Source organism: Gluconobacter sp. P5B12 (assembly GCF_018812035.1).
Taxonomy (GTDB): Bacteria; Pseudomonadota; Alphaproteobacteria; order Acetobacterales; family Acetobacteraceae; genus Gluconobacter.
Genome location: NZ_JACRVV010000013.1, coordinates 1 through 11637 on the forward strand (window position 1 = coordinate 1; position 11637 = coordinate 11637).

Sequence of the window (11637 nt, forward strand, 5' to 3'; positions counted from 1 at the left end):
CGGGCGGGAGGGATGGCTCGTCTCCGATCTCATGCAACAGCTTGAAAACGCCCGCTGGCTCAACGGCAAGATCCGCTTCATCCAGAACCCTACCGACGCCGAACTCCGCCGCCTCTACGCCGACTGCAGCTTTACCGTCTTTCCCTCTTTCTTCGAAGGCTGGGGCCTGCCCGTGACAGAAAGTCTGAGCATGGGGCGACCCTGCGTGGCATCCGGCACGACGTCCATCCCCGAGGCCGGCGGCAGCCTTGCCCGCTATTTCAATCCCCGCGACACCAACGACGCCTACCGTCTCATCTACGACACCATCACAAACCAGACCGCCCTCGGCGAGTGGACCGAACAGGTCCGCTCCCACTTCACACCCGTTCCCTGGACAGACAGCGCCAGAGCCATTCTGGCAGCATTCGACAGACTCATATGATTGTGCCCGAACAGCTTTGCGTCGTCACAGACCCAGGTAATGGCCGTCATGGCAAGCAAATTGTCTGACACACGGGCAATGCGACACCCACTTCAGATCCGTTGAAGGCTTCGAAAAAACAATCTGGCTTTGCGCTGTTGGCCGTGTGTCAATTCTTTCTGCGTTAATTATGGCGTAGAATTTTTCTCTGAGAACCGGAGCGGATAGGCGTAAGGATAAAAAAGGAGTCGTTTGATGCATAATTTAACTAAGGATGAACTGTTCGTACTCGGTAATATTTTTATGGCTTGTGAAGCCGAGGCTGGTTGGGCAGGAACGACATAAAGTACGAATAATCTAGTTGCTTAAGGTTTGACTGAGAAAAGTCCGTCGCGAGGCTTTTGCCGATTAACATTTTTTGGGATTACAGGTCGCCAAAGATGGCCGAGAGCCCTCGAAATCAGAACTACAATGATATAATTAAATAAAAAAATATTATCGTAATTCGAAGTCAAGCTAAATAGAGCAAGTTTTCCCTGATTTTCAGACACCGGGTCGCGTTGACAAAATGCTCTGCCCCGAGCCTTTTAGTGGCGAGGTTTAGGAAACTTATGAAAGACAGGGCGGTTTTGTCGTAGCGGGTTGCGATGCGGCGCATTTGCTTGAGCATGTTGAACATCTCCTCGAGGCGGTTGCGGCTGTAACGCCGCCAGTCTGTTGTCCGTGGAACGCGGCGGCCTTTTCATGAAGGGATAACCGGCAGGATCCTATGGATCAGCAGGGCCTGGCGGAAGCTGTCGCTGTCATAACCTCTACCGGTCAGCATGGCCCGGGGGTTTGGAGCCGGAAGGACTATCAGGGCATCTGTGGCTGTGTAGCCCGAGACTTGGCCTTCGGTAAGGACAAGCCAAGAAGGTGTCCCTGATTGTCGCATCGGGTATGGATTTTGCTCGTAAAGCCGCCGGTGACCCGCCATAATCTCCGCATGACCCCCTTTTTGCGCCCGTAGCCTGTGAATAGGCATGAACCACGGTACCATCGACCATATGCTGCCAGCATCGGTCAGCCCAAGCTCTACCAGGGTTTGCAGCAGAGCATTCCACACGCCCTGTTCAGCCCAACGGCGAAACAGGACATAAAGCGAGTTCCATTTGCCATAGCGCTCATACATGTCCCACCACGGACAACCGACGCGTAGAACCTGCAGCATACCATTGCAAAACCGGCGGTTATCTCCCCCCTAGACGGGCTCAACGTTCGCGTTCAGGAGGCAGGAGCGGACCAATAACCGCCCATTCCTGATCCGTCAGACCGCCTCATGCCATGCCTGTTCTCTCTGTCCCTATATCCCACATACACAAAATGAATCAGATCTCACGCTGATCCTATAAACTTTTGTCACCAAGGCCTAAGTGTTTAGTCTTGGAGTTTGATGGTGTGGTATCTTCACGTGAGTGAAATGAAGCCTTAGGGGACAGATGTGTCATAGCAGCGCCACGGTCACGCCTGCCGAACATGTAATGAGACAAGCCCAAACGACAGCGTTTCAAACGCACTCCCATCGGCTTTTTCCACATCAGAAGTCCAGACCGCCAAAGGCAAGCTTATCCCTTGGGGTCATGATCGGACGAGCAAGTTTGCCGTCACACAACTGATCGAGAAAGCTGATCGGAAGACGGCTCGGGAATTCCTCGAACATCGTTCGACAAAACCCAATCGTCCATGGATCAATGGTCAGGTTGAACGGTTGAATCGGACTCTCAAAGAGGCAACCGTCAAGCGCTTCCATTACGACAGCCAGGAGCAGTTGAAGATTCATCTCAACGACTTCATGGTGGCTTGTAGGCTCAGGACGCTGAGTGGTCTCACGCCTTACGAATATCTCTGCAAAGTCTGGACTTCAAAATCAGAAAAAATCATCATCAATCCAACCCATAAACCCCGGGTCTAAATAGCTAGGATAATGCTCTACACTAGAAAGCATGCTCGTTTGCAAAAGTCAGCATGATCTTTTTCATTAATCACGTTCTCCAGATGTTCGGAGTTCGACTACAAAGTCATAAAGATCTGCGCGATAGCATGAGAATGTTACCTCGAGTATGCGCCCATCAGCGAGGAAGGACCGTCGTTCGATTTCGAGAATGGCGCTCGGTTGCGCAAGATGTAGCAGGTCTGCTTCCTGCACCGAGGCCATTCTGGCGCGAATGCGCTGAAGCGCGCGGACTGGTAACAGGCCTTGCTCTTTCAAAGCCGCATAAAATGAATCTTTGACCAATTCGGGAGATGCCAGATCCCTTCGAGAAATAACGGCAGTCTCGATGGCTAGTGGTTCCCCATCTGCGGTTCTGATCCGCTTGAGGCGAAGCACGGGTGCGCCTGGGGCCATACCCATTGCCATTGCTTCGTCGGGGCTAGCCCCAGCCATACGCTTACCTAGCCAGATTGAACCGGGTTCATAGCCCCTTGCCCGCATATCTTCGGAAAAGCCCATCAAGGCAGACAGGGGTTGCTGGATGCGGCGGGTGACAAAGGTTCCGGCGCCGGGACGTTGGGTTAGAAGTCCCGCATTCACCAGTTGCGCCAAGGATTTGCGGACGGTCACTCGTGAAACGCCGGTGAACTCTGCAATTTCCCGCTCCGGCGGAACGGCATCTCCCCCCCTCAGGGCTCCGCTATCAATCAATTCTCGTAATTGTTCTGCCAGTTGCAGGTAGAGGGGTTTGCGGTCTGCGGGATTAGGCGTCAGTGCAGCGAACAGCTTTTGCGAACTCATCATATGCATGAAAATTACTCGTGTTCCTGGCGGGACGTAAGAGCAGCGCGCAAATTGCCCTCATGGGCAGCAAGAGCACTTTCGGCTTCGTCAATTGTCATGCCGGACCGAACAAGCACTGCTCGCTTGACGTTTTGACCGCTCATTGCAAGTGCTTCAGCGATTTCTGCTGAAGTTCCACCGGCTAACAATTGCACCATCTGTGCTGCTCGTCTTTCCAGTTTTGCATTGACGACCCGCATGTCTACCATCTGCCCCCTATAGCAATGACCCATCTGAATCATGAGCGTGGTGGACAGAAGATTTAGAGCTGCTTTTTGTGCCGTCCCAGCCTTCAGGCGCGTTGATCCGGCAATAACTTCAGGGCCGGTGACGATACTGAGACCCATCTCTGCCTCCCTGAGAAGCCGGCCTTCCGGATTAGAGCTTATCCCGACAGTCAGTGAACCTGCTTCTCGCGCTGCGGCAATAGCAGCACAGGTATACGGTGTCATGCCGCTGGCCGCGATCCCTAGAACAACATCGTTGGTCTCGGGGGTACGAGACAATATTTCGGCGCGAGCCATATCTTCACGGTCTTCCGCTCCTTCGACAGCTTCGAAAAGCGCTTTGGTGCCTCCAGCCAACATCAGAACCAGACGCTCAGGATCCCACCCAAACGTGGGTGTGAGTTCTACACCGTCCTGAAGGCCGACACGCCCAGACGTACCGGCGCCCACATAAAAAAGACGCCCCCCTGCCTGTAGCCGAGGAAGCGCCGCCGCTACAATCTTCGCAATTTGCGGGACGGACGTTTTAACAACTGCCGTTGCAGACATCTGAGCTTCAGCAAGCGCATCCAAAATGGAACTGGCTGGCCAAAGGTCAACGTCCACATAACGGGGATCCTGAGATTCTGTGCCCGAGGAAGCCTGTGACACAAAAGCATTTTGGTCCTTAAGGGCCATAATTATCAGTCCTTTGAAGCGTCGGGAGCATACGATGAGGGTCGAAATATTCCCTCTGTAAGTACCACTGAAATAGCTCCTGGAATAAACGTCAGGATAATGCCTAACGGAACTAACCAGGGGAAAGCCACGTGCCAGTTATAATACTGTAGTGCACCCATCATGACTGCCATGCCTGTCAAGGAAATGGAAAACCCCGTTAAAGCATCCTTCAAGCGTGCTGATGGGTATAACATTCCAAACAGAAAGGCGCCTAGCGTCGGTCCATAAGACCACCCTGCGATTGTTAAGCCCAAAATTACAGCCGATTGTTGACTCCCTGTGAACCACAGTGCGGCTATCACAAGAGCACTACTGCAAAGCAGTGTTAGTACTCTTGGTGCAAATAGCGGCCCCTGCCCTAGCTTCAAGCGTGTTTGGCACGGCTGAAGCACCTGTCCCGGTAATGGGCCGAAATCAGTTAAAATAGCGCTCGCCATTGCGTTTAGGGTTGAAGATAGTGATCCCATCGTCGCACTGAGTACGCCTGCAAGGAGCAAGCCTCCCAATCCGGCCGGCAATCCCGAGACAATAAAAGTCGGAAAGAGGTCGTCTGGAGAGTGTAGCCCCAGAGACATCAGCGAAGTGCCCCCGTTGCGTATCCATAGCTGCACTCCGATCAGTGACAAGGCTCCGAACAGGAACGCGATAACAAAGGCACTTCCCATCAATGCAAAGCGCGCATCTCTCAAGCTTCGTGCGGCAAGAAGGCGCTGAACCATGAGTTGGTCAGTTCCGTGAGACGCAACGGAGAGAATAGCCCCTCCTACTAACGCCGCTAATAGCGTAAAGGGATCAGACAGCATGTTGTCCATATTTATATGATGAAAAGGTGCCAGGTGACCTGATCTCCAAGCTGTCGACCAACCTTCAGGAGAGATCTCATTATTCAGCAGTAAGACACAAATGACTGCGCCAAAAAAATAAATGCAGAGCTGAATAGTATCCGACCATACGACCGCTCGGAGGCCACCCAGCATCGTATAGGTCATCGTAAATACCATGATGAGGCCCAGGACCCAGATGCGGTTCATGGTAATCCCGTCGTGATTAAGCATCCACATGATTGGAATGAGGCCTGCTGATAAACGTACACCTTCTGCAAGCAACCGTGTTATCAAAAAGGCCGCTGAGGCTGCCCGCTGCAGTCCAGATCCAAAGCGATGCCCTAGATACTGGTAGGCACTTGTCATGCGGCCCTGAGTATACAGTGGCAAAAACCATATGGTGACAATCAAGCGGCCAATAAAATATCCTGCCGCGAGCCCCAGAAACACCATACCGCTTCCATAACTTACTCCCGGAATACTGATGAATGTCAGGGTTGAGGTCTCGGTGGCGACCAAGGACAGGCAGATCGCCCACCATGGAAGATCATGAGCGGCTGAGAGGAAATCTCCGGGAGACTTCTTTCGGCGTGAAAGCGTGATAGCCAGAACAGGCAGCGCAATGAAATAAGCACAGATTACAGCAATATCGGCAAAATGCATGAATGTTCCCTCATAGGCCTCAACTGCCATCGAATCTTAATAATACCAAAAAGATACCTGATAATTCGCTCCTTCCCTTCGCCTCAGATATGGAAACACGCATTCAGACTCTACTTTAAATCTCTGTTTGAAATTGCACATGCGATGGATGAGCGCTTGGGACAGTCCTGCACTATTTCCAGAGCGCTCATTTTCTCGCGTGTTTCAAAATCCAGAGGAGACCGAGACTATTCCTGCAAATCCGCCCGCGACGTTGTACGTTGGTGCACTGGCGGCGATCGCTGTGCCATACACGCCTGTTGTGGCATGAGCGTTTGTTGCAACAGAATACGTCGAAGAGAGGTAGCCCTTGTTGCCAAGCCCAAGATTGACCAAATTCAGCTGAATTTGTGGGCGATGAAGGAAACCAACAGAATTAAATCTGTAGCCGAAATTCATATTCAGGGTTTCGTATGCTGGCATCTTCTCATCGTTCATGAAGGTTGAATATTGACTTCCAACATAATTGAACAGAAGACCACCAAATGCATTACCATTATCGTACAGGATACCCACTGAGGCTGTAAATTCTGGCGTATTGACAGCCATTTTTCCTTTTGTTCTCAGATAATCACCGCTAGATGCTCTCAGGTTGTTATCGATCGTCGCGTGAATATACTGCCCTGAGATGTAGGGACTGAAGTGATGCCAAGGTTTGAGGCCTAATTCAATCGTGGCGCCACGAGAAGTTTGCCCGCCCCCATTGATGGAGGAACTGACGCGCGTTCCACCGACCATTTCCGTGGTGGAGACCTGACGGTTCGTAAAGTTGTAATTAAATAAAGCCACGTTGACGTTTACAAAGCCATGATGGCGATATCCAAGCTCTTCAGAAATTGCGTATTCTGGCTTTAGATTCTGAGCGTGACCACGCGTTTGTTTGCCAGTGGAGACGCTGATAAAATCAGCGTAACTTGGCCATCCTGCGGGTTCAGCAAAGCCGGTTGTTCCGTTAACGAAAATCTGGTCATTAGGTGTGATCTGATAACTTGCCATCACTTGAGGAAGCGGGACTGCGTCGCTATTGCCATTTCTGTATGATGGTAGTCCGGGCATGATTTGAGTGAGTTGTCTCGTAATCATACTCTCTTTGAATGCGGCAGAGAGTTTTAGGCGGTCATTCAGCGCACTATATTCATCGACAATATAGGCCGTATTGGTCTGCTGCATGAAGTTAATATTGTAGCTGTGCAGGACATCGCCCGATGCAGAAACAACCGGGTATTTTCCAGACATGCTGCCGATACTACCATTCGCATCTGCAGCAGCATATGTTGCGGCTTCGGGCTGCGCAAAATATGCGTACCAGTATCCTACCGTTAGGGTATTGTGACCATGTTTCCATGACAACGAAGCATTGAGCCCAGCATTATTTTCTTTGAACGTGTCCGTAATCGAAACGGGGAAAGAGCCGTTGTAAGATGGCGATACGTTCAGGTTTCCGGCTGGAATGTTTCCGTAATAGCTGCCGGTATTGCTCAGAGTGCTACCGACATCTCCATACCCATCGGAATGCATGTAATAAGGGGTAAGGTGCGCAGTAAGCTGATGCCCTAGGTCGAAATGCATCGGAGCGCCGATTGTAATGGCATTCCGGACATTTTGCTGAAAGCGATAATAATTGGCGCTGCCTGGGATATAGTCCTTTTCCCAGTTAAAATTGGTACCATACTGCTTCCACTGGGTCAGTGTCGGGAAGCGCGGGTAGAAACTGGTTGTGGTGTTGTATGAGACCAATAGCTCCGCTCCGCTATGTCCCCACTCTTTTACGGTCTTGTTGTCCATATGATAGCGGGTCGTGTAGCCTGGACCGCGCCAGTCTTCTGCATGTGTATGGGAAAAAGAGGCATAGGACCGGATGCCGGTGTGCCCAATTTCTCCGGTATCTATCCGAAGAAATTCGCGGTCCAAGCTGTAAGACCCGCCGCTGAAGTCCGCATACCCGCCCGCATGGTCTGAAGGTGTTCGTAAAGTCTGAGTTAATTCGCCTCCTACAGCGTTATAAAGCGGAGATGTAGGTGAAGCTGAACCTTGCGTCAGGTCTACGCGAGCCAGGTTTTCGTTATCTACGTTCTGTGTTGTGTAAAGCTTATAATTCGAAGGATCCGCAGCCGGAATGCCATCCATCAGATAGCCAATTTCAGTCTGTGCCATCCCTCGGACCGTAAGGTTGATGCGTTGATCATCCAACCCCAACGGATCATTCCGCCCTACGGCCACGCCCGGCATGCTAGCAATCATGGAGGCCGTATTCTGCGTGGGCGGCTGATGCGCAATGAAGTCTCGAGTGAAGGCACTCCGGGCCTTTGGCACAGTCTGCGGCGGCATCATGCCCGCTCCCGCAGAATGCCCGCTTGCTCCATCAGGAGCGTTATTGGCTGTAACCTTCACTTCTTCAGCTTCACCTGAAGCTGAAATTGATTTTTCTTTTTTGCTTTCTGGTGCCGTTGGCGATGTAGATTTTGCCTCTACAGAAACTGTAGCCCAAACAGCGCACCCCACCCCTAGCATAAGAACCCTACGATACCGCATCACCGCTCCCCTGCCCATTTCTGGTTGAGATGATCAAACCATCAGTAATACCTTTGTAATACCTATTAATTTCGATTGTAAACCGATTCTCATATCGGTATCGGAATACATTCCGTGTCGGTCTAAAATAACGGTTTTGAAGTTTCTACATGAAAGTGGAAAAGTCATGATGGGGCGATCTGTAGTCGAGTTGAGCCATCATTCGGGGTTCCATCCTGTCGAGTGCTGGCGTTCAACGCGCAGCATGAACATCGTTGAAGCAAGAAAATTTCCATATTTATTTCATTACTTTGGAATAATCGCGCATCGGTTTTCGAAATGGAGATTTTATATCGGTTAGCTATTTCAGGTAGCCTGCCTTACCAAAAGGGGCTGAGACAAAAGCGAAATGACGATGCTCGCACGCGGCCAGATGATCCTTCACTCACGTCGATTAGGGCGCGGATGTCATTCATGTATGTGTTGGCCGTTGTCGGCTCCTTCATGACTCTTTTTTCTCAAACCATTCACGACCTTCATCGGATGTTAAACGTCCGGTCATAAGCCTTTCCAAGGATGACTTTATTTTCTTCATATTCAGCTAGAAAATAATGAAATGAAATCGCCTGGTTTCCTTGAGATCGGGAATCATCCCACATGCTCCGGGAAATTTTACTCTAATTGTTCAAAGTGTGTCTTTACTACCCCCTCCCCCTCAGGGTAGGGAATGGGCATGGCACACGAAACGCACCCTCTCCTTAAGCCCCGTCTGAAGCAGGCGCATGGGCATATCGTCAAAGTTATTGAGATGATGGAAGCAGGAAGATCCTGTTCCGACCTTGCTCAGCAACTTGCAGCCATTGAGAGTACCATTCGCGGCGCGAAGCGCCTGCTTGTGCAGGACCATCTTGAACATTGCATTGTTGATGCCGTGGCCGAGGGCAAGATGAGCCGTGAGGACGCTATTCAGGAATTTTCCTTCCTTGTGAAATATTTTTGAGGAACAGGACGAGTGCGCGTCTCAGCACAGCTGCGTTTCCTGAAACCTCGGGAAATTGCTTTGGCCTGTCTGTTGTCTGTCAGCTGGGCTTCACATGTATCGGCGGCAGATGATGTTATTATCCCGCTTCACACTGCGTTAGGTGCAGCTTGGGACAACGACCCGGTCCGACGCGAACTGGCAACCAACGCTCAGTCTGCCGATGCACGGGCAGCCGCAGCCAAGTCCTGGTTTGCGGGAGGTCCAATCCTGACTGCAAGCTATAGTGACGATCGGGCCTCGGGGACCAATCTGGGGTACATCACATGGCAAGGCGGTGTGTCTGTTCCTCTTTGGTTGCCCGGCCAGGGGAGTGCAACTGAGCATCTGGCGCAGGCGGATGCCAAAGCTGCCTTGGCCAAGGTTGAAGTGGAACGCATGGCGATTGCGGTGCGGGTTCTGGAACAAAGTGGTGCAGCTATTCTGGCCGATCGGCGCGTCATTGCCGCGCATATGCTTTTGCGATCCATGGAGCATATTGCGTCTCTAACGTCCCAGTCGAAAGCTCAAGGCGAGACAACGGGCGTTGAAATGCAAGCGGTCAACGCACAACTTGCAGATACCCGATCAGAATTGGCGCAGGCCGAAGAAAATCAGACGCGAACCCGTGCAGAACTTCTGTCTCTCTTGGGGATTCCTGGCCTTCCTGACATTCTTTCCGCACAGGCTCCATGGCTTGCTCGAATTCCTGTGGGTAACCTTCAGGCGCTGGAAAATCTTGATCCTCGCATACAGTCTGCCCACCGTGCTGTAATGGCTGCGGAAGCAGACATGCATCTGGCCCGTTCCAGCTTCATGCCTAATCCCGAAGTTGGCATAGATGCGATTGATCAGGGGCAGTATGGCAGCCCTTGGGCCACGCAGGTGGGGGTGAATGTTCGTGTCCCGCTTCCGAGTGACGTGACGCATACGCCTCTTCTTTCTGCGGCTCAAAACCGGCTCGCCGCTGCTACCCGTGCTGAGATAGAAGCACGACGCGCGGTCCACACCGAATTGGTTCAGGTCATGGCACGTGTGACGGCAGCCCGAGAAATGCTGACACAATCCCAGACGAGCGCATCTCAGACCATGAAGCGTGCAGACGCAATGGAGCGATCCTGGCGTCTCGGCGAAACTTCGTTGATTGAAGCACTTCGTGCCAGAACGGACGCTTGGCGTGCCCTTCTTACCCTCAATCAGGCTGAAGTCGCCTGGCACAGTGCCATTGTGCGCATCTGTATTTCCACAGGGAAACTCCCTTGAACACTAAATGGTTTTTGACGGTCTGTCTGTTCGGCATGGTGTCAGCAACGTGCCATGCGGCAGTTCCTTCCTGGCTCAAGCCCGTCACTATGAGCGCGGCAGCGCAGCAAAGCGAGAATGTGTCAGTAGTCCCGGTCAGGTACGGAGAACTGCACGCGCGTCTTCCTGCAATGGCCAGTGTCATGGCCAATTCGACCCATTCGGTCATGATCAGGCCAGCGGGAAGTGGTAAGGTAACGGAGGTGTTGGTCACGCCGGGAGAGCGCGTCCACAAAGGACAGATTCTGCTCACATATACCGATCACTCCTTGCATGAACTCTATCTTGAGCAAGGCCAGACAAATGCGGCGCTCAGTTCCGCGCTGGCTGCTGTTTCGGAAGCCGAGAAGGCCTATCAGCGCGGTCGCTCCCTGAGCGGGACAACCGTCTCCTCCGGAGAAGTCCAACGCCGTCTTGCGATGCTTCAGCAGGCACAGGCCACTCTGGCAGCAAAGCGAACCGACAGTGAAACCATAAAGCACCGTTTGGAAGAAGAATTCACATCAGCGACTGAGAATATTGGGCACGGTGAAGATTCCCGGCTGATTTCTCCCATTGATGGTGTCGTTCAGAACGTCAGTATTGGCGTGGCTGATGATATCACGAGCGGTGACGTCGTGGCGACCGTAACAGATCTTTCCTCTGTCTGGATTGTTGCAAGTATCCGGCCGGAAGATGCGCAGGATCTTGTTATTGGTGGACAGTTTTCCGTACGTCCTTCAGGTCATGCGAACCAGCCTCCGCTTTCCGCGCGCATCAGCACAATCAATGATGCTGCCGACGCTGATACAGGCCTCCTTCGGGTTATCGGTACATTTGACAAACCGGCTGCCAATCTCAGGCCTGGGACAATGCTCGACGCCACACTTGAAACAATGCACGGTGCCAAAGGGCTTATTGTTCCCACTGCCGCCATACAGCAGCTCGACGGACACGATCTCGTCTACACATTGTCAGCGGGCACGGTATTCCAGCCTCATGAAGTGCGCATAGTCCTGTCAACGGATGATGAGGCCGTTGTTCTGAGTGACCTGTCTCCTGACAGTAAGGTCGTTAGCAGCGGCAGCTTTGCACTTAAAAGTGCAGCAGTCTTTTCAGATTCGAGCGGCGACTGA

General features: G+C 52.0%; 8 protein-coding genes and 2 pseudogenes. 5 read left to right on the forward strand and 5 right to left on the reverse strand.

From position 1 onward, the window contains the following. Positions 1–424, forward strand: a 424-nt coding sequence (locus tag KP702_RS15340; RefSeq protein ID WP_215769327.1) for a glycosyltransferase, incomplete at its 5' end; no start/stop codon positions are given. Between the two features lie 721 nt (positions 425–1145). On the opposite strand, the pseudogene KP702_RS15350 reads toward KP702_RS15340, so the two are convergent. Next, positions 1146–1625: pseudogene (locus KP702_RS15350) on the reverse strand (transposase); the annotation flags it as partial. 302 nt (positions 1626–1927) lie between these two features. On the opposite strand from KP702_RS15350, the pseudogene KP702_RS16315 reads away from it, so the two are divergent. Then, positions 1928–2362: pseudogene (locus tag KP702_RS16315) on the forward strand (IS481 family transposase); the annotation flags it as partial. Positions 2363–2420: 58 nt separating this feature from the next. On the opposite strand, the gene KP702_RS15360 reads toward KP702_RS16315, so the two are convergent. The 4 genes from KP702_RS15360 to KP702_RS15375 all read right to left on the reverse strand — a co-directional run bounded on the left by KP702_RS15360 (position 2421) and on the right by KP702_RS15375 (position 8082). Then, entirely contained in the window at positions 2421–3185 is a 765-nt protein-coding gene (locus tag KP702_RS15360) for a GntR family transcriptional regulator (protein ID WP_237389984.1), read from the reverse strand. Positions 3186–3190: 5 nt separating this feature from the next. Beyond that, positions 3191–4123, reverse strand: coding sequence for an N-acetylmuramic acid 6-phosphate etherase (locus KP702_RS15365; RefSeq protein ID WP_202207820.1), 933 nt, complete (start codon positions 4121–4123; stop codon positions 3191–3193). A gap of 5 nt (positions 4124–4128) precedes the next feature. Continuing rightward, complete coding sequence (locus tag KP702_RS15370; RefSeq protein ID WP_202207821.1) at positions 4129–5652, reverse strand: sodium:solute symporter; 1524 nt, start codon at positions 5650–5652, stop codon at positions 4129–4131. Between the two features lie 204 nt (positions 5653–5856). Further along, entirely contained in the window at positions 5857–8082 is a 2226-nt protein-coding gene (locus tag KP702_RS15375; RefSeq protein ID WP_215769328.1) for a TonB-dependent receptor plug domain-containing protein, read from the reverse strand. Positions 8083–8935: 853 nt separating this feature from the next. Here KP702_RS15375 and KP702_RS15380 point away from each other — a divergent pair. From KP702_RS15380 to KP702_RS15390, 3 genes are read left to right on the forward strand one after another with little or no spacing between them, the layout of a single operon-like run. Further along, positions 8936–9202 (forward strand): metal-sensing transcriptional repressor, encoded by a 267-nt coding sequence (locus tag KP702_RS15380; protein WP_202207823.1) that lies wholly within the window; start codon positions 8936–8938, stop codon positions 9200–9202. Positions 9203–9214: 12 nt separating this feature from the next. Beyond that, a complete protein-coding gene (locus KP702_RS15385; RefSeq protein ID WP_237389985.1) occupies positions 9215–10483 on the forward strand; it encodes a TolC family protein in 1269 nt (422 codons plus the stop codon). Next, entirely contained in the window at positions 10480–11637 is a 1158-nt protein-coding gene (locus KP702_RS15390; RefSeq protein WP_237389986.1) for an efflux RND transporter periplasmic adaptor subunit, read from the forward strand. The genes KP702_RS15385 and KP702_RS15390 overlap by 4 nt, the downstream gene beginning before the upstream one ends.

Excerpts from the sequence above, each read along its gene's own strand:
- KP702_RS15370 (WP_202207821.1), bottom strand. The coding sequence starts at position 5,652 with ATGCATTTTGCCGATATTGCTGTAATCTGTGCTTATTTCATTGCGCTG.
- KP702_RS15380 (WP_202207823.1), top strand. The coding sequence starts at position 8,936 with ATGGCACACGAAACGCACCCTCTCCTTAAGCCCCGTCTGAAGCAGGCG.
- KP702_RS15365 (WP_202207820.1), bottom strand. The coding sequence starts at position 4,123 with ATGGCCCTTAAGGACCAAAATGCTTTTGTGTCACAGGCTTCCTCGGGC.
- KP702_RS15360 (WP_237389984.1), bottom strand. The coding sequence starts at position 3,185 with ATGCATATGATGAGTTCGCAAAAGCTGTTCGCTGCACTGACGCCTAAT.